25 protein-coding genes and 1 riboswitch are annotated in these 26441 nt (G+C 39.8%); of the genes, 13 read left to right on the forward strand and 12 right to left on the reverse strand.

Annotated elements, in window-relative coordinates; all coding sequences use genetic code 11:
- Positions 1–11: 11 nt before the first annotated feature.
- A riboswitch (cobalamin riboswitch) is annotated at positions 12–184 on the reverse strand.
- A 193-nt stretch (positions 185–377) separates the two neighbouring features.
- From J4N25_RS06110 to cobC, 4 genes are read left to right on the forward strand one after another with little or no spacing between them, the layout of a single operon-like run.
- Entirely contained in the window at positions 378–896 is a 519-nt protein-coding gene (locus tag J4N25_RS06110) for a bifunctional adenosylcobinamide kinase/adenosylcobinamide-phosphate guanylyltransferase (protein ID WP_207421255.1), read from the forward strand.
- Positions 890–2569 carry a nicotinate-nucleotide--dimethylbenzimidazole phosphoribosyltransferase gene (gene cobT / locus J4N25_RS06115; protein ID WP_207421256.1) on the forward strand — a complete coding sequence of 560 codons (1680 nt, stop codon included), beginning with the start codon at positions 890–892 and terminating at the stop codon, positions 2567–2569. The genes J4N25_RS06110 and cobT overlap by 7 nt, the downstream gene beginning before the upstream one ends.
- A complete protein-coding gene (cobS, locus tag J4N25_RS06120) occupies positions 2569–3354 on the forward strand; it encodes an adenosylcobinamide-GDP ribazoletransferase (protein WP_207421257.1) in 786 nt (261 codons plus the stop codon). The genes cobT and cobS overlap by 1 nt, the downstream gene beginning before the upstream one ends.
- On the forward strand, positions 3339–3860 hold the full coding sequence (gene cobC, locus J4N25_RS06125; protein ID WP_207421258.1) for an alpha-ribazole phosphatase: 522 nt from the start codon (positions 3339–3341) through the stop codon (positions 3858–3860). Before cobS ends, cobC begins: the two co-directional genes overlap by 16 nt.
- Positions 3861–3862: 2 nt before the next feature.
- On the opposite strand, the gene J4N25_RS06130 is transcribed toward cobC, so the two are convergent.
- From J4N25_RS06130 to J4N25_RS06140, 3 genes are all read right to left on the reverse strand, one after another.
- Complete coding sequence (locus J4N25_RS06130) at positions 3863–4282, reverse strand: DUF6799 domain-containing protein (protein ID WP_207421259.1); 420 nt, start codon at positions 4280–4282, stop codon at positions 3863–3865.
- 255 nt (positions 4283–4537) lie between these two features.
- Positions 4538–6481, reverse strand: a complete 1944-nt coding sequence (locus tag J4N25_RS06135; RefSeq protein WP_207421260.1) for a DUF4914 family protein — start codon at positions 6479–6481, stop codon at positions 4538–4540.
- A gap of 179 nt (positions 6482–6660) precedes the next feature.
- Positions 6661–7215: an HD domain-containing protein gene (locus J4N25_RS06140; protein WP_207421261.1), complete on the reverse strand. Its 555-nt coding sequence runs from the start codon at positions 7213–7215 to the stop codon at positions 6661–6663.
- Between the two features lie 160 nt (positions 7216–7375).
- Between J4N25_RS06140 and J4N25_RS06145 the strand changes: the two genes are divergently transcribed.
- Positions 7376–8161 (forward strand): PhzF family phenazine biosynthesis protein, encoded by a 786-nt coding sequence (locus J4N25_RS06145; protein WP_207421262.1) that lies wholly within the window; start codon positions 7376–7378, stop codon positions 8159–8161.
- Between the two features lie 44 nt (positions 8162–8205).
- Here J4N25_RS06145 and J4N25_RS06150 read toward each other — a convergent pair whose 3' ends face one another.
- The gene (locus tag J4N25_RS06150) at positions 8206–8892 is read right to left on the reverse strand and encodes a DUF2490 domain-containing protein (protein WP_207421263.1); all 687 of its coding nucleotides are present in this window, start codon (positions 8890–8892) and stop codon (positions 8206–8208) included.
- An 11-nt stretch (positions 8893–8903) separates the two neighbouring features.
- A complete protein-coding gene (locus tag J4N25_RS06155; RefSeq protein WP_207421264.1) occupies positions 8904–9407 on the reverse strand; it encodes a hypothetical protein in 504 nt (167 codons plus the stop codon).
- Positions 9408–9526: 119 nt separating this feature from the next.
- On the opposite strand from J4N25_RS06155, the gene smc reads away from it, so the two are divergent.
- Positions 9527–13069, forward strand: coding sequence for a chromosome segregation protein SMC (gene smc, locus J4N25_RS06160; protein ID WP_207421265.1), 3543 nt, complete (start codon positions 9527–9529; stop codon positions 13067–13069).
- A 70-nt stretch (positions 13070–13139) separates the two neighbouring features.
- On the opposite strand, the gene J4N25_RS06165 is transcribed toward smc, so the two are convergent.
- Positions 13140–14150 carry a glycoside hydrolase family 43 protein gene (locus tag J4N25_RS06165; protein ID WP_207421266.1) on the reverse strand — a complete coding sequence of 337 codons (1011 nt, stop codon included), beginning with the start codon at positions 14148–14150 and terminating at the stop codon, positions 13140–13142.
- A gap of 157 nt (positions 14151–14307) precedes the next feature.
- On the opposite strand from J4N25_RS06165, the gene J4N25_RS06170 reads away from it, so the two are divergent.
- Positions 14308–14733 carry a nuclear transport factor 2 family protein gene (locus tag J4N25_RS06170; RefSeq protein ID WP_207421267.1) on the forward strand — a complete coding sequence of 142 codons (426 nt, stop codon included), beginning with the start codon at positions 14308–14310 and terminating at the stop codon, positions 14731–14733.
- A gap of 72 nt (positions 14734–14805) precedes the next feature.
- Here the strand turns inward: J4N25_RS06170 and J4N25_RS06175 are convergent, their stop codons facing one another.
- Positions 14806–16692: a DNA topoisomerase IV subunit B gene (locus tag J4N25_RS06175; protein WP_207421268.1), complete on the reverse strand. Its 1887-nt coding sequence runs from the start codon at positions 16690–16692 to the stop codon at positions 14806–14808.
- A 338-nt stretch (positions 16693–17030) separates the two neighbouring features.
- Between J4N25_RS06175 and J4N25_RS06180 the strand changes: the two genes are divergently transcribed.
- Both J4N25_RS06180 and J4N25_RS06185 read left to right on the forward strand, forming a co-directional pair.
- A complete protein-coding gene (locus tag J4N25_RS06180; RefSeq protein ID WP_207421269.1) occupies positions 17031–17228 on the forward strand; it encodes a hypothetical protein in 198 nt (65 codons plus the stop codon).
- Positions 17229–17264: 36 nt separating this feature from the next.
- Positions 17265–17426 (forward strand): hypothetical protein, encoded by a 162-nt coding sequence (locus tag J4N25_RS06185; RefSeq protein ID WP_207421270.1) that lies wholly within the window; start codon positions 17265–17267, stop codon positions 17424–17426.
- A 126-nt stretch (positions 17427–17552) separates the two neighbouring features.
- Here J4N25_RS06185 and J4N25_RS06190 read toward each other — a convergent pair whose 3' ends face one another.
- Entirely contained in the window at positions 17553–18002 is a 450-nt protein-coding gene (locus J4N25_RS06190; protein ID WP_207421271.1) for a GNAT family N-acetyltransferase, read from the reverse strand.
- Between the two features lie 392 nt (positions 18003–18394).
- Here J4N25_RS06190 and J4N25_RS06195 point away from each other — a divergent pair, with 392 nt between their 5' ends.
- Positions 18395–18778 (forward strand): response regulator, encoded by a 384-nt coding sequence (locus tag J4N25_RS06195; RefSeq protein ID WP_207421272.1) that lies wholly within the window; start codon positions 18395–18397, stop codon positions 18776–18778.
- A gap of 58 nt (positions 18779–18836) precedes the next feature.
- Positions 18837–19040, forward strand: a complete 204-nt coding sequence (locus J4N25_RS06200; protein ID WP_207421273.1) for a hypothetical protein — start codon at positions 18837–18839, stop codon at positions 19038–19040.
- Positions 19041–19095: 55 nt separating this feature from the next.
- Here the strand turns inward: J4N25_RS06200 and J4N25_RS06205 are convergent, their stop codons facing one another.
- Complete coding sequence (locus tag J4N25_RS06205; RefSeq protein WP_207421274.1) at positions 19096–20049, reverse strand: methylenetetrahydrofolate reductase; 954 nt, start codon at positions 20047–20049, stop codon at positions 19096–19098.
- Between the two features lie 50 nt (positions 20050–20099).
- On the reverse strand, positions 20100–20477 hold the full coding sequence (locus tag J4N25_RS06210; protein WP_207421275.1) for a cupin domain-containing protein: 378 nt from the start codon (positions 20475–20477) through the stop codon (positions 20100–20102).
- A gap of 198 nt (positions 20478–20675) precedes the next feature.
- Between J4N25_RS06210 and J4N25_RS06215 the strand changes: the two genes are divergently transcribed.
- Positions 20676–23120 carry a TonB-dependent receptor gene (locus J4N25_RS06215; RefSeq protein WP_207421276.1) on the forward strand — a complete coding sequence of 815 codons (2445 nt, stop codon included), beginning with the start codon at positions 20676–20678 and terminating at the stop codon, positions 23118–23120.
- Between the two features lie 3 nt (positions 23121–23123).
- Here J4N25_RS06215 and J4N25_RS06220 read toward each other — a convergent pair whose 3' ends face one another.
- Positions 23124–24020: an aldo/keto reductase gene (locus tag J4N25_RS06220; RefSeq protein ID WP_207421277.1), complete on the reverse strand. Its 897-nt coding sequence runs from the start codon at positions 24018–24020 to the stop codon at positions 23124–23126.
- A gap of 623 nt (positions 24021–24643) precedes the next feature.
- On the opposite strand from J4N25_RS06220, the gene J4N25_RS06225 reads away from it, so the two are divergent.
- Complete coding sequence (locus J4N25_RS06225) at positions 24644–24931, forward strand: hypothetical protein (RefSeq protein ID WP_207421278.1); 288 nt, start codon at positions 24644–24646, stop codon at positions 24929–24931.
- Between the two features lie 541 nt (positions 24932–25472).
- Here the strand turns inward: J4N25_RS06225 and J4N25_RS06235 are convergent.
- Complete coding sequence (locus tag J4N25_RS06235) at positions 25473–26093, reverse strand: acyl-CoA thioesterase (RefSeq protein WP_207421280.1); 621 nt, start codon at positions 26091–26093, stop codon at positions 25473–25475.
- Positions 26094–26441 lie beyond the last annotated feature (348 nt).

The following is a 26441-nucleotide window of genomic DNA, read 5'->3' on the forward strand; positions in this document are numbered from 1 at the left end:
ACCCGAAAGCTATGAATTGTGCGTTAATGGCAGGTCTTCTGACTTGCTTCCAATTTGCCGCCTTCCCATTTGAATAGTGGCGTTATGGCAAACATTATAAAGCTTACAGCAGCGGGAACTGTTCCGGACTCACACCGGATTCCCTATTAATTCCTATATGGAAACCTATAACGGCAACAAAGGTACTCAAACTTAGCCTAAAACCAGAAAGAATATCTGCCAGGGCCTAAGATGAAGGAGCTTCACACTATGACGAAAGAAACATTAAAAAAATGTTGCTTTAATAATGTGGATCATACTTTTCTATCTTTGAAAATCCAACCTTCGCTTTTTCAAATACTATACATCGGAGGTTTTACCTGTTTATTTGTTCCGACATGATCATTTACATTAGCGGAGGCGTGCGAAGCGGTAAAAGTAGTTTTGCTCAACAAATGGCATTAAGCCTTTCTGCCAATCCAGTTTATGTTGCCACAGCGAAGATCTGGGATGAAGATTTCAGAAAACGAGTAGAGCGCCACCAGCAAGAGCGCGGGCCTGAATGGATCAATTTTGAAGGATATCAGAATGTTGCAGATCTTCCAATAGAAGACAAAGTGGTAGTGATAGACTGCGTAACCTTGTGGCTTACTAATTTCTTTATGGATTTTGATAATTCTATAGAAAAATCGCTTTCCGCTTTCAAACTTGAAATCGATCAACTACAAAATCTCCCAGGCACTTTCATTATTATTTCAAACGAGCTGGGGATGGGTTTGCATGCTGATAATGAAGTCGGAAGAAAGTTCACAGATCTGCAGGGTTGGGCTAATCAATATGTAGCGAATCAGGCAGAAGAAGCGATTTTCATGGTATCGGGACTACCCTTGTATTTAAAAAGAAGGCAATCATGTTAAGTTTAGAGGAGATTTTCCAATCAAGAAGAGACACAAGGCACTTTAGCAATGAAGCGGTCCCAGAAGAAGTTATACGTAAAGCATTGGAGGCTGGTCATGCTGCCCCATCTGTAGGATTAACAGATGCTACAAGATTCTATCTGATCAGGTCGACTGAGGTAAAGCTGGAGATCAAAAAACTATTTGAAGAATACAATCAAAAGGCATCTGATCTAATTACCGATCCCGGCCAAAAATCCACTTATTCTTCTTTAAAGCTCGAAGGTATCCTTGATGCTCCTCTTGGTTTGGTTGTTGCCTATGACCGGTCGGTACTTAACGACTTCACCATTGGCACTATTGCCAGTAACGAGACTATAAAATTCAGCGCGGTTTGTGCTGTACAAAACATCTGGCTTTCCCTTACGGAACAAGGTTACTCCATGGGCTGGGTATCCATCTTAAACTACTATAATTTTAAGAAGATCCTTAACCTGCCGGATGAAATTGAAGCCCTGGGATATTTCTGCGTAGGGAAACCGGCAACGAATTATGATAAGCAGCCAATGTTGCAACAACTAGGCTGGAAGAAAAAGTCGCCGCATCCAGTTGTAGTAGAAATAAACGCAGTTTCTCCCCTTGCTGGACCTGTTAGTGAAACAACTTCAGGAAAACAAGAAGTTTCAAGAAACCTGGAAGAAGAACTTCAGCACCTGATTGATAATAAAACAAAGCCTTTAGGATCGCTGGGAGTATTGGAAGATCTTGCCAAACAAATAGGTCTTATTCAGAATACTATCAAACCCCGTATCAGTCGTCCGCATATTGTGGTCTTTGCAGCAGATCATGGAATTGCCCAACACGGGGTGAGCGCTTTTCCTCCGGAAGTAACGAGCCAGATGGTTAATAATTTCCTTACAGGAGGGGCAGCTGTAAGTGTCTTTTGTCGCCAGCACCAAATTACATTGAAGGTGGTTGACGCCGGGGTTAATTATGACTTTCCGGGAAATAAAGGCATAATAGACAATAAAATCGCCAAAGGGACACAGGCTTTTCTTAATGGACCTGCAATGAGCCGGGAAGAGTTGCAGCTTTGTTTGCAAAAGGGAGCTGAAGTGGTATCAAAGCTTCATGAGGAAGGCTGCAATACAATAGGTTTTGGAGAAATGGGAATTGGAAATACATCAAGCGCCTCAGTGCTAATGAGTATGCTTTGTAATATTCCTATTGCTGATTGCGCAGGCAAAGGAACAGGGCTGTTGGATGAACAATTAAAAAGAAAAATAGAGATACTGGAACTGGCTATCCAAAATTATTCAGGAGATAGAAGTGCCGAGAGCTTTATGGCACAATTTGGAGGATTTGAGATCCTTCAAATTGCAGGAGCGATGTTAGAGGCTGAAAAAAAGGGAATGATCATACTTGTAGACGGTTTCATTTGTACCAGTGCATTTCTTTGTGCCTACCTATTGAATCCAGCAGTGAAAAAAAATGCAATATTTGCTCATCAATCCGACGAAAAAGGCCATAAGCTTTTACTGGACTATTTAAAAGTGAAACCGCTGTTGCACTTGGGAATGCGCCTGGGCGAAGCCAGTGGCGCAGCTGTTGCATTCCCGCTTATTGAAAGTGCAGTTGTGTTTTTAAATGAAATGGCAAGTTTCGAGAGTGCCTCTGTTACTAACAAAAGCTAATGGAAAGACAGCTAAAGACTTTTCTTGCAGCCATCTCTTATTATACCCGTATCCCATGTAAAGTACAGCTGGATGAGAGCCATCTGGCTGGTTCTATCCGCTATTTCCCGTTGATAGGCTGGATAACCGGGATAAGCAGTGCTCTTGTTTTTCTGGCGGGTGAATATCTTTTTGACCGGTCCATTGCCGTGATATTAGCCATCGCTAGCTCTGTTCTATTAACCGGAGCTATCCATGAAGACGGCTTTGCAGACGTATGTGATGGCTTTGGGGGAGGATGGACTAAAGAAAAAATACTCGCAATAATGAAAGACAGCCGGGTTGGCGCTTACGGGGTTGTGGGAATTTGCGTTATCCTGCTTCTAAGGTTCCATACACTGGAGGAAGCCGTGAGTTTATCCCAAAGTCAGCCTTTTACTCAATTAAGTGTTATTATCTCCGCGCACAGTCTAAGCCGATTTAATGCCTCCAGCCTTTTATATAAGAATGAGTATGTGCGCGAGACTGAGAAAAGTAAAGCGTCCTTTGTTTCTCAAAGACATATTGTGAAAGACCTGATTATAGCCTGCATTTTGGCTGCAGTTCCGTTTATCCTATTGCTGTTTTTTACAGGAAAGCCCATGTTGATCTTACTGGTCCCGGCTCTCCTTCTAATAAGCGTGTACCTAAAACAGTACTTCCGGAAGTGGATCGGAGGATATACGGGAGATTGCCTGGGAGCTGTTCAATTGATCACCGAAGTAAGCTTTTACTTGTTCCTTATTCCCTTATGGAAGTTTACCTAATAAGACATACTCAACCGCAATTATCCAAAGGATTGATTTACGGAAGGAAAGACCTGCCTTTAGCTGATTCTTTTCAAGAGGAATTGGAAGCGGTATTGAGGTCTCTCCCTGAGGATATAGACGTAGTTTACTCTAGTCCGTCCCAACGTTGTTACCTACTTGCAGAAGCAATTTCTTCACGAGTAATCTGCGATGAGCGCTTATTTGAGTTGAACTTCGGCGACTGGGAAGGCAAAACCTGGGACACAATAGACCGTAAGGCGAGTGAGTTTTGGATGGAAGATTATATGAACAGATGTCCTCCAGCTGGAGAAACAATGCTTGAAATGAAAGATAGAGTTGAATTATGGTGGGAAGAGCTCAAAGCTGCAGAGCATCAAAAAACAGTGGTGGTGACCCATGGAGGAGTAATACGGCTCCTAATGGCCCTTGCGGGACAAATTGCCATTGAAAATATCTGGGAGAGAGCTATTTCCTTTGGAGAGGTTATATATATCAGGACCTGACGTTATTGTTTATCCTTACTACCTTTTTCCGTATTCTGATTCCTGCTCCTTTGCAATTCGTCAGCAGACATGGGTCTCTTTTGGTTCAGCATCCTCTGGTTCAGATAATGACTACCGTTCATATCCAGGCATTCACCATCCGACAAGACGTATCGCTTTTTATCTTTCAACTCGTAGGCACCATCAGGGTGAACAACTGTGCCGTTGTTAAGCTGTAGCTCTTTCTGAAGCACTTTCGACTCACTGTTCTCTACTTTATAAACCTTGCCATCTCTGAACAACAAATGCGTTTCCTGTAGTACTTCCTTATCCTTGGCCAGCGTAGCTGAACAAGGATCTCCAGTATTTCGAAGTACTGTATTCGCAAATATCACTTCCACTGTAACTAGCATTGAAATGACAAGAACAAAAATCTTTTTCATGATAAAAAAATTATTATCCCAAGTTAAGAAAAAATTATTCTATCCCGCTGACGCTTGTCAGCGATAATAGTGACGATCGTTTGCATCTAGTGCTCATCTTTTTACTGATTGACTCGTTTGCTTTAGCATTTAGGTTTTGACAAGAGCCTGGGACTGGTGATATATAGACGAGAGCGGAAATAAAATGTGTGTGGAAATAAAAAAACGGCTGTCCGCATTCGCAAACAGCCGGCGCTCAATTAAACTACCAAATTATTACAAATTCACTTCCAGAGTTTCATTTATACGCCCGTCAACGGGTGTTTCTATTTTTTTCGTCTCAAGAGGATGCTGGATCAAGTCAATATAATCCTGAAGAGAACCATCGTTCAGACAAGTCTCAATTATCTTCCTTCCAAGAGGGTGCAGGTCAGGTACCAAATATTGTTCAAGTTCTTTTTTGAAGAATTCCGTAAGAATTGCCGCCCCTGCATCAAACCCTTCAACTCCGTTGTCTTTCTGCTGATCGATCTGCAAGAAATGCTTAGGAACGATTTGCCCATCAATTTTCAGGGATTCAAGAGCATATCCCAGCAGAGGGCATCTTGAAGCAACCAGAGGTTCCTTTTTGAAACTTACATTACCTCTTCTTGATAAATACTCGCGTGCAATCCATTGACCGCTGAAACCAACTTTATAAGCCCCAACGTATTGGTTAGGGATCAGGATATACCTTGTTAGTGGAGTATTCAGGATCTGTTCAAGCAGAATATTAGCCTGATCAACCCTTAAACCTGTAGCAAATGGCCAATAAGAACCCACACCTTCACTTACCATACCTCCGGTTGTGCTGGTAACACTTGGATTCGCGTGACCACGTGGCGCCACTAATCTCCATAACCAGGCAAGTGCTGGAGGTAAAATATGGAAGATACCAATGATTCCATAACTTGGATTTTCTTTAGTACAAGGAGGGGTACGGATCCCGAAACTGCGGATATCAATTTCTACTGGCTCGTCGATTGTATTTTCGACGAATCTTCTAGGCAATATCACCCTTGGATTCGGGCACGGCTTGCCTGGCGCATCCATGGTATGCTCCCAGATCAGACAGGTAGAATCTGGTTTTCCGTCCATACTCAAGAACACCAATGGTTCTTTCGGATGAATTGTTGCCCGTTCTATTTCAGGATCTGTTCCATACTTGGTAATATGATTGATCCTTAAGAACCACCCATACTCAGCATCCTTAATAACTAACTTTTTATTATTCTGTAATGATGGTATGGCGAGCGCCATATCATCAGTAACCGGATGTAATTCAGACTCCTCTTTTATTTCGATATAATACTTTTCATTGCTCTTGATGTTCACGCCTAATAGCAAGCGTCCATCTGGCTCACGGTGAGAGGCAGCGGTCATCTCACTCTTACCTCCCCCACTTGCTCCCTCGTGCATAATGGTGAAATCATTTTCATATGGAGTCACTACTTTCACAGCGGAAGCATGTAAGGTAGTCCATCCCTCTTCTTCGCCAATATTCAAGAGCACGCCATAAACGCCCTTTTTCGCACTTGGTCCAGGATACAGGTTATACGCGAACATCTCATGCATTTTATGGAGACGATTATGAACAACTACCTGTTTACCGGAAAAATGTGTATGCCTGAATGGTGGAGCTACATATATAATTGCACGGGGTTTAAACTCTGATGTAATCTTACTCCTGGGAATGAAACCTTGAAGGTCAGCCAATCCTGCAGCAAAAAAACCTGCATTAGCGGGTGCGACCATCAATGCTGGGTAGCCTGATTCGTCTCCACCTGCCATAAATGGGACAACGATCAGTTCTTCCTGCTGGTTAAGCCACTCGAATGTTTCATTTCTTAAACCCTCAAAATTAACGCCATAACGGTCAACGAACTTTGGTTTATCTGTCGGCCGGTCATCTGCAATCACCATACAATCAGGATCGCGTCTTCTAAGGTAAGGATCAGTATAATTTACTGAAATTCCATTTTTACATCTAACAACTGTTGCTTCGATCACTTTACCAATTCCGGGCGTATCATAAACAACTTCAAAAATATTTCCATTAATCCTTCCGAGGGAAAGATCAATTAAATCTTCCCTGCTTTCGGCCAGGATTATTTCTTTCGATTCAAGGATCGTACTTAGTTCATCAGGTAAGACTAGTTTTTTAAAAATTGATTTTTCCATTATTAGAGTTTATTGATCTGGCTGAAAGTCAGGAATTACCCTGCGCTTCAATACTCCAATTTTAAAAAAGAACTAAGGCTTAGGAAATGATTTGTATCACCGATTGCTGTGACTTGACAAATAGTAGATAGTATAAAAAACACCAGACACTTTTACAGGCTTTATCCGACAATATGGAATTATCGTAAAAGCACCCAAAGACGATCGTTAACTGTTTTTACAGCCTGATTATAGAGCGTTCTGTTACCTTTAGTTATTTTAGCCAAAAGATTCTTGCACTCTCTAAGAAAAACTGCAGCGAATTGGGGATCCTTCTCTATCACTTCCCGACAGTTATCTATAATATCGGCATATTTTACGGTTTGCGCGTCCGCGCTCGTTTTCTCAATGCGCTCCGCCTCTCTTGCCTTTCTTTTTCGCCTGTTCCACTTGGGATAATCCTTTTTAATATAAATATCAGTAAGCTCTATCACTAGTTTGAGTGTATACTCAACTTCGTTTTTCTCCAGCAGCCCACTTAGAAAAGTTCGTATTTCCTCTTTCTTTACCGGGGTATCTTCGAGAACATCATGGAGAAGGGCCGCGGCAAGTACCGGTAACTTCTGGCTGTGTTCCCTACACATCTCCATGACCCGAACCAGATGGAATACGTATCCTTCAGCAGAATACTTTCGAGTTTGTTCTCCATGTGCTTTCTCAGCAAAAAGCCGCACTTGTTCAAGTATTTCTTCCATAGAAGTATGAAGGCAAATCTGATCTCCCCTTGGATGTAAAAGGGTAAAAGCGACAAAAAGTTTAGCAGAAAGGAAATTTGCAGTGATAAATACAACAATTAAACACTCCCGGAGCTTTTCTATTTTTACTTAATAAATATATTAGCAAAAAACACTTCTTATGACTTTACCTATTTACCAAGCCGATGCCTTTACTGACAAATTGTTTGGAGGCAATCCTGCTGCAATATGCCCATTAGAACATTGGCTTCCTGATCCTGTAATGCAGAAGATCGCAGCAGAAAACAACCTTGCCGAAACTGCCTTTTTTGTTCCTGAAGGTGATGGATATAAGTTAAGATGGTTTACTCCTGAGCTGGAGATCGACCTTTGCGGACATGCAACCCTCGCTTCGGCCCATATACTTTTTACTGAACTTGGATATACAAAAGACGTTATTCACTTTCATACTTTAAGGGCCGGAACTCTGACCGTCAGCCGTCATGATGGACTTTATACCCTTGATTTTCCCACCAGGGTTCCCGAATTGGTAGATGCCCCATCAGAATTGATTGAAGCACTTGGGTCGATGCCTCCTATTGAAGTTTACAAATCCCGAGATTACATGCTCATTTACGAGACAGAGGAACAGGTGGCTGCCATCCAGCCAGACTTTAATGCACTTGCGAAAATAGACGCCATTGGAATTATTGTAACCGCTCCCGGAACCAACAGTGATTTTGTTTCCCGCATGTTCGCCCCTGCGGTTGGTATCGCTGAAGACCCCGTTACAGGTTCAGCACACTGCAACCTGATACCCTACTGGGCAGAAAGGCTAGGCAAGTCAAAGCTTCATGCATTTCAAATATCAGCAAGAAGAGGTGAGCTTTGGTGCGAGCTAAATGGAGACCGGGTATTGATGTCTGGACAAGCGGTGACTTACTTAAAAGGTCAGATTTTTATTTAACCAAACCTATTAACTTCCTTAATTCTTATAGAAAAGGGGAAGTTTTACTCCCATCGATAGGTAATTCCAATCCTCCATATGCTGAGGCTTCTGAAATCTTTTTTGTTTGATTGGATCTGATAAGTACTTTGATAGGCGGGAGTAAGATAAAAATCTTCCATTAGTTTAAACTGCATTCCGAACTGAAAACGGTTTTGATCAAATTTATTAAGTCCCTTCAGTTCTTTTCCCAAATTGATCATAGGCTCGTCGGAAATAAAAAAATAGCCTTTCTGATTCTTAAAAACAGGTACCTGAACCTGGAATTGATAACGTAGCCTGTAATTAAAGCGTTCTGCCCTGGTATCCTTTTGAAAACGCTCTTCTAACCGCAGGCGATGGCTAACTCGAAATTTTTTGAACTTATGTACTGCCGTCAACTGCTCCCAGGGCCTGTTTTCTCTCCTTATTCCTGAGGCCGTAAAAAACTCGGAGTAGGCGTACCCTGCCGAAACACTTATCATCTTGCTCAACTGGTAGTTTAATCCCACGCGACCGATCCACTGCACTTTGTCATTGAAGTTATCGTAGCGGTCAGAATAGTCAGCCGAAACAGACCATACAGAATCAACTGGTACATGAAGATAATATTGCGGCCAAAACTCTACTGCTTTGTCGACTACCCTTTGCGCTTCTGCGGAAAAGGCAAAAGCTGTCATTACTTGTAAAAGTACAAGTTCTTTAAATTTCAAGAAAAAACGCATTAAAACTTTGGACGATTTAAAATAGCTTCTGCGATCACGGCACTCTTCATGTCAAACTCTACGGGTACTTCTTCCTCTTCCTGGATCACCACCTGCCGATGCTTGGGTGCTTTGTGTATTTTCCGACTGGTTTTTATTTCATCGGCCACCTCTTCAGGATTGTATCCCTCTTTTGACAACAAAATTTCATGGTTGCCAGACTCATAAGCTTTACCCTGGTGCTCTTTCCCGCTTCGCCTTTCCCGCTCGTAAATATGTTTGTATTTAGGCTCGTGTTGATCATTGCTATTGGGCATTTCCTCCAATAAGAAAGGCTGTGGAGTTTTTGTGGGAGTAGGAATAGAAGTGTTCATACCACGCTTATGATCTGCAGGTTTTGCTTCTGAAGATACAGGACGGCCAGGACTTCGTTTCCTTGCCTTCTCCTGTTCCTTTGTGAAATTAGACCAGATCTTATAAATAAACAAAGCAATTCCAATCAGAAAAGGAATAAAGTTTTCCATATTTTACAAGTTACAAACATCTATAAAAAAGCCGGTAGTTTTCTCTCTAATTTTAATTAAATACCATAACTTGGTGATCTTTTTTTAGAAGAGTAAGGGATAGAACCTGTTGAGAAAAAATGCAATTAAACAGACTGGAAATTAAGGGCTTTAAGAGCTTTGGAGACAAAATAACGATTCATTTTAACGAAGGGGTAACGGCAATTGTGGGACCAAATGGATGCGGAAAGTCCAACGTGGTTGACGCAATACGATGGGTTTTGGGAGAGCAGAGTACCCGTATGCTCCGTTCCGAGAAAATGGAAAATATCATTTTCAACGGAACAAAAACCAGAAAACCGGCCCAGTTAGCTGAGGTTTCTTTAACCTTCGACAACAATAAAAACATCCTTCCTACCGACTTTTCGCAGGTTACCATTACCCGGAAGTTATATCGAAGCGGTGAAAGCGAATACCGTTTAAACGATGTCCAGTGCCGGCTGAAAGATATTACTGACCTTTTCCTTGACACCGGAATTGGGGCGGATTCTTACTCTATTATAGAGTTGAAGATGATCGATGAGATCATCGCTAATAAAGAAGGTTCTAGACGGGTTCTTTTTGAAGAAGCTTCAGGTATCTCTAAGTATAAACTTAGAAAAAAACAAACTCTGTCTCGGCTCAAAGAAACAGAAGGAGATTTGAGCCGAGTTGAGGATCTTTTATTTGAGATCGAGAAAAATCTAAAGACCCTTGAGAATCAAGCCAAAAAAGCCGAGCGTTATTATAAATTAAAGGAGCAGTACAGAGCTCTAAGCGTTACACTCGCTGCTTTTAGGATCGTTGGTTTCCGGAACTCCCTGGATAGCCTGGAACAACAGGAACAGGTACACGAAAATCAAAAAGCTGGATTAACCGCTGAAATCGAAAAGCTTGAAGAGGCACTCAAACAGTATAAAACAGATAATATCACCAAAGAGAAGAACTTGGGGGCTCAACAAAAGGCTACCAATGAGTTTACCTCAAAGATCCGTGCCTACGAGAGCGAGAAGAAAATAAAGAACGAACAACTGCGCCACCTTCAAGACAAGGAAGCGCGCTTGACAGATGAGCTTGATAAGGACAAAACTCAGTTAAATCACGTTCTTTATAATATCAAAAGGCTAAACGAAGAACAATTGCAAGAATCGCAACAGTTCGAGAGTGTAAAAACCAGCCTGGCTGATAAAAAGGAAGAGCTGGACGAGTTAAGACTTCAGCAGCAAACCACAAAGAACAAATTGGATCTCCTGGTTAAAGAAAATAATGAGATCCAAAACCAGCTTTATAAGATAGAAAAAGACGTCGCCGTTCTGAACATTCAGAAAGACGCATTATTACAGGAAAGCAACCGTAATCTTGAAGATACAGCATCGAAAGAAACGGAACTAAACGAGTTCAATAAAGCTATTAATGAACTTGAGGCAAAAGCAGAACAAAAGCAAAGAGAGCTGGGGGAACTTTTAGCCTTTGAGGAAGACCTTAATCAGCAAATTCAGTTTACAGAAGAAGCCATTTCAAAATATAAAGACAAGGTTTCTTCGGAATCACGCAAATTAGACGCTAAACAAAACGAATACAACCTTACTAAATCTCTTGTAGATAATCTGGAAGGTTTCCCTGAATCTATCCGCTTCTTGAAAAAGAATGCGGGATGGACAAAACAAACTCCTTTATTTTCTGATGTACTATTCTGTAAGGAAGATTACCGTGTGGCAATCGAGAATTACCTGGAGCCGGTGATGAACCATTATGTTGTGGAAAGCCAACAGGATGCTGTGCACGCTATCCGGTTGTTAAGCGATTCGTCAAAAGGAAGATCTAACTTCTTCATTCTTGAAGCACTTAACAAAATACCGGAACCGGCTAAACTTGATCTGGTTGCCGATAATTTAATCCCTGCACTTAGTATTATTGACGTTGATGCCAAATATGGCAAGCTCTGCCGGCAACTGTTGAACAACGTGTACATACTGACATCCGGGGATGAAGAAGAGCTAAACAACCTGATGCCTGAGAACAATATTGTGATCCTAAGTGGCAGTGGTAAGTTTACGAAGAGTCGTATCAGCATGGCTGGAGGCTCAGTGGGCTTATTTGAGGGTAAGCGAATCGGTAGGGCAAAAAATCTGGAGATCCTTGCAAAGGAAATCAAATCCCTGGAGCAGGAGATTGGAAATTTAAAAAGTTCCGTTGAACAGGAAACTCATAAGCTCCAGACCTTAAAAACGTCCTCCAGAAAACCTGAGATCCAGGTTTTACAGCAGGAAACCAACAGGTTTGGCAACGAATTGATCTCGCTAAAGACACGTCAGGAACAGTATGCTGCCTTTATCAGGAATAGCCAAAACCGAAAGCAGGACATCGAGACTAAGATAGCTGCAATTACAGCTGAAATAGCTGAGTCTGAACCGGTACTTGCCCGTCTCGAATCCCGAAAGAAGGAAATGGCAAACGAGTTGCGCGACCAGCAGAGTACATATACAGAGCTTACGGAGTTGGTGACTGAAAAATCTACTGCCTTTAACCAGGAAAATATACGCTTCCATCAGCAGCAGAATAAGGTTTCTAACATTGAAAAGGACCTGGACTACCGGGATACGCAACAACAGGCCTTAGACCAGAGGATTGCTACAAACAGTACAGAACTTGAAAAAGTAAAGACTGAAATAGCAGATACCGTTCAACACGTTGATCATAACGACGAGGGCTTACTGGAAATGTACTCCCAAAAAGAGGAATTGGAAAAAGGGGTACGGGAAGCTGAACAGGATTATTTTGCCTCCAGAGGCTTAATAACTGAGACGGAAAACAACATCGCTACCTTAAGAAGGAATAAGGAAAATGCTGACTTCATTTCAAACGAGATCAAGGATAAAAAAACAAGCCTTCGATTAGAGCTTAACGGTCTCAAAGAAAGACTCGCTGTTGAATTTAACATAGACATTGCTGATCTTTTTGATACTGAGATCCCGGAAGGAGAAAGTGAATCCGATTTGAAAATCCAGACAGAACGCCTTAAAAAGCAACTCGATGAATTCGGAGCGATCAACTCGACGGCTATGGAGGCCTATCGTGAAATGAATGAACGATATACATTCATTCTAAATCAGAAAAAAGACCTTCAGGAAGCTAAATCGGCCCTTCTTCAAACAATAAAAGAAATAGATGATAGCGCTCAGGATAAATTTATGAATGCCTTTTTAAGTGTTCGTGAAAACTTCATCCGTGTGTTCCGTTCCCTGTTCAATGAGGAAGATAGCTGTGACCTGATCCTGGATAACCCTGAAAACCCATTAGAGTCTGATATTGATATCATAGCCAGGCCAAAAGGAAAGCGTCCTTTATCGATCAATCAGCTTTCCGGGGGAGAGAAGACTCTTACTGCAACCGCTTTATTGTTTTCCCTGTACCTGTTGAAGCCTGCGCCTTTCTGTATTTTCGACGAAGTGGATGCTCCATTAGATGACACAAACATTGACAAATTCAATAATATCATCCGCAAGTTCTCCGACGAGTCACAATTCATCATTGTTTCTCATAACAAACGCACTATTGCAAGTACAGATATTATCTATGGTGTAACCATGGTTGAACAAGGTATTTCAAGAGTAGTAGCCGTAGACATGCGTGAAATGGCTTAAGAGTAGTAACACCGCTCAAATAGAAAATGGCCTCAGATTAACTATCTGAGGCCATTTTTGTTATCGTCCATTACTTTGCGGGATTGACACCTTGGGTGGTCATTTGTACTTTTTTCATTGAGCCATCTTTATTGTAGTAGAGATAGTCAATACAAACCGACCTCCTGAAACTACCACCGGCTGTCGGGATTACCCCGTTATGATAAATAAAGTAAGACTTTCCCTTAAAATCTATAATTGCCTGATGATTGGTGTTTGAATTTCCTGCAACCTCATTCAGTATTCCTTTGAAAACCCAGGGGCCATGAATGCTTTTACTCATAGCATAGGCGATCTTCTCTGGAAACTGATAGGCATATGATAAATAGTAGAATCCTTTCCGCTTATGGACCCATGGAGCTTCAGTAAAGTTTGGCAAACCCTGAACTTTCATGACAGGACCATCGAGTTCAATCATATTCTCTTTCAGCTTCGCATAGTAGCACTGTGTATTTCCCCAGAACAAATAAGCCTGTCCATCATCATCTATGATGACAGAGGGGTCGATATCGTCCCAGCTTATTTTGGTATCAGTGGTCATGTCATTTGTAATGATCGCTGAACCTCTGGCATCTTTAAAAGGACCGGTTGGACTATCAGAAACCGCTACACCTATCGCTTTTCCATGGACTGTACCATGGGATATAGCTACGTACCAGTAAAACTTTCCATTCCTCTCAATCACCTGCGATGCCCAGGCATCATCTTTCGCCCAGGTAAAAGCCTTTACATTTAATGGAGATGGATGTTCCTGCCAGTTGACCATATTTGATGATGAAAAACATAACCACTCGTGCATTTCATAACCTTCACGTTTTGCAGGAGGTTCATCATGACCTGTATATAAATAAACCTTGTCTTTATATACCATAGCAGCAGGGTCGGCGGTGTATTTATGTTTGATAATTGGATTCCGGGTTAAAGTGTCTGCAACAGTTACAGGTTTTATACTTTGAGCTGTGGCCGTAGAAAACAGGGAGCTGGCAAAGGCACCGGCAAAAACAAGACAGTATCCCCTTTTGAACTGATGGAAGATATTCATAAATAAAATTGGTCTATAATTGTATATTTTACACTTATAATGGTATTACAATTTTAATAAAAACTAAAGACTTTATTTATCTGAAAAAATAAAATTTGTTGTAACGGAAGAAATACCCGAGCGTCTATTAAATGAAACCAACCCAACAACAAAAGAAATGAAAACGCTAAAGACTCTCCTTACCGCATTTTTGATGGTTATTACCATCGGAGCTTATGCTGATGAACTAAACACTTCTAACAAATTAAGCATTGATTACGCTCTTAGGAGCTACTTAGATGCTGTTAGCGAAGGAAAAATCAAGGGCTTTGCAGAGATTCTGGATGGTGATGTAAAATTTACTGTAACCAGAGGTGAAAAAATTGTGAACTATTCGAAATCGGAGATGTTATCATCCCTGAAATCCTCAGAAGGAGTAAAGCAGAATTGCACAACAGATTATGCAATTGTAGAACAAAATTCAACACAGACAATTGTAAGGGTAACGCAGAAATACGAAGAATTTACCCGTGTTAATTTTGTAACATTTAACAATACGTCCAAAGGCTGGAAGATTACAAACGTGTCCAGTTCTTTTAGTTAAAATATTATTTGGTTATAGTTGAGAAAAAGGAGTCGCTGATTATCAGGACTCCTTTATTATTTTGTAAAGTTCTTAAGCTGCAACTGTTTCCTCGACGGTTTCTACGCTGGCGGCAAATTGCGCATCGTCTTTCTCGATTCGGAGATTCCCAACAATATGCTGCTGTCTGTTGGGTGTGTTCTTACCCATAAAGTACTCGAGTAGAGAATGAATATTTGCATCTTTCAGAATCACTGGCTCAAGCCTTATGTCCTTTCCTATAAACAAACCAAATTCATCAGGAGAGATCTCCCCTAGCCCTTTAAATCGGGTAATTTCGGGCTTAACTCCAAGCTTGGCTATCGCTCTTTGTTTTTCTTCCTCGTTATAACAATAAATAGTTTCCTTCTTATTTCTCACCCTGAACAAAGGAGTTTGTAGAATGGATACGTGCCCTGCTTTTACAAGGTCGGGGAAAAACTGAAGGAAGAAGGTCATCATCAGCAAGCGAATGTGCATTCCGTCGACGTCGGCATCGGTTGCGATAACAATATTATTATAACGGAGTCCATCCAGTCCGTCTTCTATATTCAGAGCATGTTGAAGAAGGTTAAACTCCTCATTCTCGTAAACTACCTTTTTTGTGAGGCCGAAACAATTCAGGGGCTTACCTTTCAAACTAAATACAGCTTGCGTCATCACATCCCTGGATTTAGTAATGGATCCACTTGCAGAATCACCCTCGGTGATAAACAAAGTGGTATCCTGCTTGCGCTCGTGATTATCCTCAAAATGAATCTTACAGTCTCTGAGTTTCCGATTATGTAAGGATGCCTTTTTAGCTCTCTCATTTGCCAACTTCTTGATGCCGGCAATATCCTTACGCTCCCGTTCTGATTGAAGGATACGTTTTAATAAAGCGTCGGCAGTTGGTTGATTTTTATGTAAGTAATCGTCCAGTTCCTTTTTCAGAAAATCATTAATCAAAGCGCGAACAGTTGGCCCTTCCGGACCCACGTTCTGTGATCCCAGCTTGGTTTTAGTCTGTGATTCAAATACAGGTTCCTGAACCTTAATTGCTATTGCCCCTACGATAGAAGCACGGATATCAGAGGCATCAAACTCTTTCTTGTAAAAATCCCGGACTGTTCTTACCAGTGCTTCCCTGAAAGCGGCCTGGTGCGTACCTCCCTGTGTGGTATGCTGACCGTTCACAAAAGAATAATACTCTTCGCCGTATTGCTGCCCATGCGTCATTGCAACTTCTATATCCTCTCCCTTTAAATGGATAATAGGATAGCGGATAGCCTCAGCATCTGTATTTTTACTTAAAAGATCATGCAGACCTTTCTCAGAAAAATACTTCTGTCCGTTGAAGTTTATAGTAAGACCAGAGTTAAGGAAAACATAATTCCAGATCATGTTCTCAATAAATTCTGGAATAAAGCGATAGTTTCGGAATATGGAATCATCAGGAATGAAACTTATGGATGTTCCATTCCGTTGAGTTGTATCTTTCTCAGGCTCTTCCCTTACAATTTCACCTTTAGCAAACTCTGCAATCTTAGTTCTTCCATCACGGTAAGACTGCACTGTAAAGGATGTTGACAGAGCATTTACTGCCTTTGTACCCACTCCGTTCAACCCTACCGACTTCTGAAAAGCCTTCGAATCATATTTTCCACCCGTGTTTATCTTAGATACGCAGTCTATCACTTTTCCTAAAGGAATTCCGCGGCCGTAGTCGCGTACCGTTACTTTATGTTCAGTGATATTAACTTCGATCGTACGGCCCGCCCCCATGACAAACTCATCAATCGAGTTATCCATGATCTCTTTCAACAGGACATAGATACCATCATCATAGGCAGAGCCATCACCTAACTTACCAATATACATCCCGGGCCTCAACCGGATGTGTTCCTTCCAATCTAAAGACCGTATACTGTCTTCACTATAATTTACATTATTCTCAGCCACTTTTGTAAAGTTTAATAGATTGTAATATATAAATAATACTTAAACAGGTAGCCCCTCTTCAACTACCAGTTAGAGATATACAAAACTAAATATTTTAGCTAGTTATACCATCCTTGTTTATCAGTTTTCGTACTAAAATTCGTACAAGGATTGCTTTGATTGTAGTGAAAACAAATCTTTTGTAATACAGATTTACGTGGCTACAACAGCTAGTGGAAATCCAAAAACCGGATAGATCGCTGTAAATCAATCTCTTTGGCATCTTGGGCGGTATTAAGAGGGACAATAAATTAAAAATGGTATGAATTATGAATAATATCTGACATAAGCGATAAACAATGGTAGTCGTAAATAAAATAATAGTACCGAAGGAACTGAAGGACAATGACCAGCCAGAAGTTGACTGGGAAAATCCGACAGACCCTGAGCACTCTCATGATCCAAGGGACATGGAGCAGCTAATGCGTCAGAAGAAGGAAGCTGAGAGAAGAAAAGAGAATCTTAGCGAAGACGAAGAAAATACAAAAGAAGATTAAACAACCCAAATACTCGATCAACCCAATTTAACTGTTATGAAAACATTCAACGATACTAAAATTGTTAAGTTAACCGAAAAATTTGACAGACAATTGCTTAACATCCTTAATAAAGAACTTAAAGCCGTTAAAGAAGCTAAAGAACAGATTATTAAGACGTTGAAACCTGGTTCTGATGACGGGCTTTTGGTGGCATAAGCATCAATCTCAACCCTACATATATACCTACGAAAACAGAAAAACAATTACACAATCGTTCTTTTTCCCTCAGTTAAACAACAAGAAATAAGTCCGGAAAAACGGACTTATTTTTTAAAAAAGCAGTTATAGCTCCCGTTTCATACATACACTTTCGGCCATCCCTACATAGGGACCAAAGTTATCTATGATTTGAAAGCCGTGTTTTGTATAAAGCTTGATAGATTCGGGCTGTCTTTTTCCCGTCTCCAAAAGTGCCTCATTATAATATAGCTGCTTAGACCATATCAAAAGTTCATCAATAATAGAAGAAGCTACCCCGAACCCCCGAAAATAGGGATTTACGAACATCCTTTTTATTTCCACTGCCCGGTCTGAGATTTCTTTAAAACATCCGCATCCCACAGCTATATCCTGAATATAAGCAACAACCACCGTATTTATCTTCGAAACATCAGTGTAAGCATTATACTGATACTGAACATCGTGATATCGTCCCTGCAGATCACTATCCAACTCCATTGTCAGGTTTTTAAAATCTATATCCCTACTTGACGTTCTTTTTAGCCTAATCATATTTGGTTTGTTAATGCCCGTATCAGATAAAGCAAGTATACGAAATTTTCAATTCTTTAAATGTTTCTTTAGGAATTTCGATATTTTACTCAACAAAATTTTAATAATTAAAAACGAAACAGGCGATTTTTTACAAAACAAGTGTTAATAGAACCACATCTTTTCACCCACCAGAATTTCCTTCATTAAGGATTACCACTCTGATTTTTAGAGGATAAAACGGAGGCATTAATTTACATTGATCACCTTTTTGGTTGTCGCCTCGAAGTCACCTCATAGCTGCAGCGCCTTCACGATGTTGAAAAGTTGCTCCAAAAACCCCAAACCAAAAAGCACCTAAGCTTGTATTTTTACTTTATTTATATTTTGAGTACTATTTTGATACAACATTAATGAATCCGGGAATACTAATTATTGAAGATGAAGAGCATGTAAGAGAAACTATAGCTTTACTTTTACAAAACGCAGATTACCGGGTAAAAACACTTGCTGGCGGGGAAGGTCTGTATGAAGCTATAGAAACTTTTCAACCTGATGTTATTCTGCTGGACATTATCCTTAAAAATGAGGATGGACGGACCATCTGCAAAGACCTCAAAAGTAACGCTGAAACCTCTTCAATTCCTATTGTGATACTTTCTGCCGTTCCTGAAATTTATAACACTATTAGTGAAGTTGGAGCCAATGATGTAATTTCCAAACCATTCGATGAAAGAACACTATTAAGCAGAATACAAAGGCAGCTTTCAAATTCTGCCTCTACCAATCTTTGTTAGACAGAAACAGAACTTAGTTCCGATAAAATTGTTGGGAACATAATGCAGATTTAAAAATATGGAGAACAACTCAAACGATCAGGAAAAGCTAAAAAACATGGAGCATGTGGAGCACGATTATGAGCACCACCAGCGCAATCCTGGCCCCTCTCATGAAGCTGTACATCAGGAAAATGATGAAGGTGCAGGTCCGGCGTTAATATGGATAATTCCCCCCCTGGTTTTAGTTCTAATTATTACCTGGCTACTATTTATGCTTTAAATAGGAAGGGGGAAGCTCTTTGAAAACTTCCCCCCGTCTTATATATATAATGCATTTAAGCAATTAGGCCTTTTTCCAATTTAGACCTCACTCCTTTTTCCTCCAGCATTTTAGCTACAGACTTTAGAAGAAGACCAGAAGCTTCGATCTCTTCCTTGCGGATAGAAACGCTTTCGATATTTAATCCGAACGGAATATTCTTTTCGAGACAGTAATCAATTATCTCTCTGGCAATTTGAATACACAGATCGACAGATCTAGACAGGATATTATTTGAATAAGTTAATTCATTAACCAGCCATTCGGGAACATGAATACCTAACCAGTCTAAGAACTTTAAGGTTTTAACTGAACCACATGGAGTTAGAGTGAAAATAAGCGTAGGAATTTCAGTTCCGGTTTGCTGAGATGAAAAATAAAGGTCTGATATAAGGTTCTTAACATACTCAACATTGTACACGCATTGAGTGATAAAAAACGAACAGCCACTCTGCATTTTATTAGCGATCCGTAAATGTTCGTTTTTCTTCACATAATGCCTTTCAGGAATGGCAACTGCCCCTAGCAATGATGATGGGTCATAATCTTTCCAGATCTTATAAGCTTTATCCAGTGACAATTGTACATGATGATCCTTTGATGGAGCACCTACAAAAACAGTTGCATTCATATCTGACCCATTTTGAACCTGGCGAGTGAGTTCATCCTCGTTCAACTTACCAACAGAACAGTATACAATCTTGGAAAGATTAGAATCACGGAACCACTCATTCGCGTAGGTAAATGCATCAATAGTCTGAAAAAAAGGAAAAGGTCTTTCAGCAGGATTCCGGGTAGCTTCATCCTGCAAATCATAGATTACCAAGCCGTCTATATCCAGCTCCTGAACCCTGGCAATAGTCCTTTTAGTGATCTCCTCTATTTTCTCAGTAGTATTATTTGCTTTTGGAGGCGTAATACCATATAAAAGAATCCCCGATTGCCTCTTCTCTATTTTACTATTAAACATCCCCGCAAGATACAAGGAAGCCGTCTATTAGAAAAATCTGAAGATAAAATTCAGGGGTTTAACTGATCTTTTGAATTTGGGATGAAATTAAGATCCGCTTCATCTTTAATGGAAACATATACGCGTTTCCAAGGATCATTGCCCAACATTTTCCATCGATGAGCCGAACCAGTTACATCTAGTGCAATTAATACTTCTCCGGGCCTTAAAATAAACTTCTCCCCCAGGCGGGTTTCGAATTCCAGGGTCCCCGTTAATGTTAGCACATATTGCTTTGTAGGAGCATTATGCCAATCATAAGAAAAATCTGCCGGAGTTTCCTTAAATCTGATGCCTTCTACATGGTGAATAAGATTTTCGGCAACTGTCCCCTCTTCAAAGTGCGAATGCCCGTCATCACCAGTAAATAACTTATACGCTTTGATCATATAACGAAAATATAAAGTATTAGAAATAGCACAAACAACTCATTTGTTTTAGGCTCTACTGCTCAGTTGCAGCTGTAATTTTGGTATGAAGCAAGCTTCTAAATTCACAATTTTAAAATTCCTTGTAACTATTCTTGCTTTCTCCCACTCTTATAATAACTCAACCAAAACAAGAATATTGAATTACCAGATCTTAACATGAAACTATTATCGCTGCCAATTATAACTATTACTCTTCTTCTGATCACCTTTAAGAGTTTTGGCCAGATCACCTATTCAATAAGTGGAAAGGTTGTGAATGAGCAGAACGTACCTCTTGATTATATTTCAGTAAGTCTGCTTAATAAGAAAGATTCTTCTCTTGTTAAAACAATATTGAGCGACGAGCAGGGCGGATACCGTTTTGCTCCTTCAGCACAGGGAAGCTACCTGATAATGGCCAATTCTGTTGGACTTGCAAAAACTTATAGTTCGCCTGTGACTATAGACTCTGCCCAGAAATCCATAGTTATTCCGGCACTAGTTCTTGTAAAAGAAAGTAAAACCTTAAAGGCGGTAACGATAACTGCTCAAAAGCCTTTTATCGAAAGAAAAGCAGACAGACTGGTTGTAAATGTTGAAGCTAGCCCATCATCAGCAGGAAATACAGCATTAGAAGTTTTGCAGAAATCTCCCGGTGTTTCCATTGATAAAGATGATAACATTTCTATGAACGGTAAGAACAGTGTGCTTATCATGATTGATGGTAAACCAACGTACATGAGTAGTGCCGACGTTGCAAACATGCTAAGAAGTATGCAAAGCAATCAGATTGAGACGATCGAGCTGATCACTAATCCTTCTGCTAAATACGATGCTGCAGGTAATGCTGGAATTATCAACATCAAAACCAAAAGGAACAAAAACCTGGGTTTCAATGGAACCTTTAACGCAGGTACCGGCTATGGCAAAACCTCTAAGTATAATACAGGAACAAATCTAAACTTCCGCAAAAACAAAATAAATGTATTCGGAAATTATAATTATAGCAACAATGGTAATATAAGTCGCTTCAACTTAATTCGTGTTGTTGAAGAAAGTAATGAAGTAACTCACTTCAACCAGAATAATGGTTGGGATGGCAGAAGATCAAACAACTCATACAAAGCAGGGATCGACTTCTTTGCGACAAAAAAAACCACACTAGGCCTTATGATCAATGGCTATGATAATTCGGTGGATGAGGATGCCATTAGCGGAACTGACATAAGCTTTATTTCGCCAAGCTCCGTCTTTAAGCCGGCTGAATCAATCAACGTAAACGGAAGAAATAACCAGCGTTACACTAACTCCGCTTTCAACTTCAATGCTAAAACTACAATTGACACCAACGGGCGAGAGATCACCTTTGACGCAGATTACTCCACTTACAAAGGTAAGCTGGACGAGTTCAGGGATAACTTTTACAGCCGGACCAACGCGACAAGTCGCCCTGTAAAGTCTATTCATAATCTTGCCCCTGCCGATATTAATATAGTATCAGCAAAAATTGATTATACACATCCTTTCTCTAAAACGCTGAGATTGGAGGCTGGACTTAAAAGCAGTTATGTAAGAACAGATAATAATTTCCGCTTCGACACCTTGCAAAATAATATCTGGATTACCGACCGTGGCAGATCGAACCATTTTATTTACGACGAGAATATTAATGCAGCCTATTTCAATCTTAATAAGCAGTTTAAGAAAACTACTGTACAGATCGGTTTAAGGGCAGAGCAAACCTATTCAAAAGGAAATTCGATAACTCAGGATAGCGTGATAGAAAGGGATTATTTAAATTACTTTCCAAGTGCCTCTATTAGTCAGAAATTAGGGAAGGATCATCAGGTGGGACTAAGTTTTAGCAGGAGAATAGACAGACCCAACTATAATAACCTTAATCCTTTTATTTATATCCTTGATGATTATACCTATGAACAGGGGAATCCATACTTAAGACCCCAGTTCACTAATTCAACTGACTTGTCTTATACCTTCAAAAGCGTTTATACGCTCACCCTTAACTACAGTCGGACAAATAATGTAATCGCCCAAATCACAGAACAAGACGATAAAACGAAGATCACTTTAGCACAGGAGAGGAATTTGAGCAGCCAGACTGTATACTCCGTTAATTTTTTCACGCCGATACAGGTCGCTAAATGGTGGAAGATAAATAACAATACACAGGTTTTTAATATGGGCTTTAAATCTGCTCTGCTTGGTTCCCAACTAGACGTAAATCAGACAGTTTTTCAGATCAACTCTGATAATCAATTTACTATTAATAAAAAAACAAGTGCAGACCTATCTTTCTGGTACATGTCGCCCCTTCGATACAGCATCTTCGAGATCAATAACACACCAGCCTTTAATGTTGGCCTGAAAAGGAGCTTTAACAAAGACAAAATGAGTCTGCGGGCTAATGTGAATGATATATTTAATATGCGCGAGAATCGCGGCAAGACCAATTATGCGAATATGAACTTAAATTTCAGCAATAAATGGGAATCGAGGGTTTTCAACTTATCTCTTTCCTATAAGTTCGGCAACAGCAATATCAAACCAGAACGGAACAGGAATACCGGTCTTGATGCTGAAGCAAACAGGATGAAAAACTAGTTTCTAACGATGAACAGTGTAAAGATTAGGTTTAACCTGTTCATCCAAATACTGCAATTCATCAGGTGCTAAAGGCGGAACATTGAAAACACTAGTTGCCTCAGATAGATGCTGTACTGAGTGGGTTCCAAATACAGCACTTGCTACTACCTTTTTAGATAATACATATAGTAAGGCCGTTTGCATTAAAGTCCTTTTTTCACCGGAAACTTCCCTGACGGCCCTGGCGGCAACCGCCACTTCATCCAGAGGTCTTTCCAGGTAGGCTTTGACTTCTTTACCTGCCAGCAAACCCTGGGCAACCACTCCTCTTGCCAGTACAGATATGCCATTTTCTTCGAGGAGATTGAAAGCTTTTTCCTCCGGGCGTCTGTCAAGCAAGCTAAACTGCATCATCACACTCACTATATTACTTTTAGCTACGTATTCCGAAATAACATTCGGGCGAATGGATGAAATGCCGTAAAAACGTATTTTACCTTGCTCTTTTAAGATTTCAAATGCCTCTATCGTCTCATCAATCGGGTCCTCTAGGGTTCCTCCATGTAGCTGGTAAAGATCGATATAGTCCGTTTTTAACCTCTTCAGGCTTCCCTCAACTGACTTAAGAATGTATTCTTTACTCGGATTCCAATCCCATCCAGATCCATCGGCCCTCATTTGATTGCCAACCTTAGTGGCTATAACAACATCCTTCCTGCGTCTTTGTAGCAGGGTTCCTATTTTTGATTCATTAGCTCCGCTTTCATACAGGTCAGCCGTATCAAAATAATTAATTCCTGCTTCGAGAGCTCCGGCAATCACAGTTTCAGCTTCATCTATGCTACCCGTTAGAGACATGCATCCAAGACTGATCCTACTAATTTTCAGATCAGATTTTCCTAGCGTTTTATATTCCATTTGTAATTAATAAATAAGCAAAAATTGCAGTCGGGAGCAAACTTCTTTTGGGAATTTCCCTTCTGCGATTTCTTTAAGATAAGAAACGGAGCAAATAATAAATAGTTCCTGATGAATCAGGTCCAACTTTCAAATCTTGATTACATTATAGAAGTTCTAATTTGATCAATAGAATTGCAAAGAAAAGATAGTCAACAAGCAGCGTAAACGTCAGCGTTTGTAAAAAAGGATACAGGTTCACGGGCTCTCGAAAGAACCGCTTAAATAAAAGAAAAGTCATGTTTTTAGTAGATGTACGTCTAAACTACAAACTTTTTTCTCCACAATCAAAAAAATTATAAAACGAATGTGTATTTTAATGCAAGGGCAGCCAAGATCCTAGCAGTAGCCTAATTGTAGGAATACTATATGATGCATCTCTGCCGTGTAAGGAAAGCTTGATTCATACCCTTCCCCATACGTCCCTCGTCGCAAGGAGCCTCCTCATTTGTCTATTCCGATACAACATATTTGGTTGAATTTAATCCTTTCTTTCGCCTGCCTTGTGCAGGTTATATGATTTATTATCAAAATGAAACTGCTGAAAGTTATGAACAAACCGCCGCTTTGTTAATGAATATTTAATGGGATGTTTTCAACAATTCTTTAGTCGCCAAAAATTAAAAGCTAACTTTGGAACTATGGGAATGCCATTAAGAATTACATTCAATGACGTTGATTACAACTTCAAAGTTGTTAATACTGAACCAATTACTAAAAAAACAACCAAAATTCCTATTATTATAAATGGAGAGACGATAGAATTAATAAAAGATACTAAAGGATGGATTTCCAGTACAGCAAAACAGGGTATTGAATCTGATCTTATACAGGCAATAGGAAGAGCAATAGAGTTACGATTCAGGCTTTAAATATTTCTAAATTCATTTCTTAAAGAGGTGGCCTCAGAGGTACCGAAGATCTTCTAAAACCTTGTTCACCGACTACAAAAAAACCTTTACCTTCCCAATATACTTTCTTTCGTTGCAATAAGTAATTATAAGCCTGAAGTGCCGTAGTTTTAGAAATAGAACACTTGATACATAAGTTTCTTATTGAAGGTAAAGAAGCATCAGGTTCTAATGTACCGAGTTCTATTGCCCTTTGCATAACATAGGCCAGCTGAAGATAAACGGGAGTGGAAGAAACAACATTAACTTTAAAATCAAAGCGGTCCATAATAATCCAGAAAAAATTTTATTCAAACCTACGTCTTGATCATTAATTCAATTTGTCCTATTAGTTATATATTTAGTTCAAATAGACAACTTGAAGGATTCAAAGGTGATGCTGACGCAGGGATAGGAAGCTTTAAATTAAAAAAGAGCAGATCCATGCTGCTCTTTACACCAAAACAGTTTACTTTTTAAGTAACAATTTTCTTAGGTAGATGAATATTAGGTTCTATAATTTTTAATGATACTCGCCTTGATATAGCTGCGAATTTGTATAAATTGCAGATAGAACATCTTGTCCGCATTCATAAGATATCAGGCAACGTTCCTCTGAAAGCAATTGCTTTTCTATATCAATATCAATAGTGCTATTGATCATTGCTACATTGTTCTTAAATTGTTCTTTGAGCTTCTTCCTTTTAACTGCTTCTATAAAGGCAAGCACTTCCTTCTGGCTTTCCAGTATTAAACCGGGAACCGTTACTGGCTTGTGATCGTCATCCAGGGCTACCATTGTAAAATAGCTGGTATTGGTATGCTTGACCGTATTCTTTTTTACGTTCTCAGCAACAACCTTTATACCTACAACGATAGAACTGTTCCCAACATAATTAACGGAAGCATGAAATGAAACTAGTTCGCCCATCTCCACCGCTGCAAGAAAGTCTACAGTATCAACCGAAGCTGTTACGCAATATGCGTTTGCGTGCTTTGCTGCACATACATAAGCTACCTTATCCATTAAGGATAAGATAATTCCTCCGTGAATCTTTCCTTCGAAATTTGCATAAGAAGGAACCATTAATTCAGTAATAACTGTTTCGGAGAATTTAACGGATTTGAAATTTTTATTAGCCATACCAAGATTGTTAAAAAAAGAGAAGGTAGGTTTCACTGTTTAATATGGAAACCGGTAATAGTTAAAACAAAACAAAAACTAAGACAATCTATTAACGGCAAAAAGAACGACTAAAACAGTTTAACAAACTTAAAAACCTACCTTACCCTCACAACCTTCTGTTAAAACATTACAAATATCATACTTTTTATAATAATTTCAAACGTTTTTGAATAAAAAACATGATACAGGAAATATTTTATCAATAAAACAGCGAAAAAACACCGCAAGTAGATAAAATAACCAATTTTTCATTCAATTAAGCTAGAAAAACAAACAGAAAAACATCCTTAGAAAAAAATAGAAACA

Source organism: Desertivirga brevis (assembly GCF_017355835.1).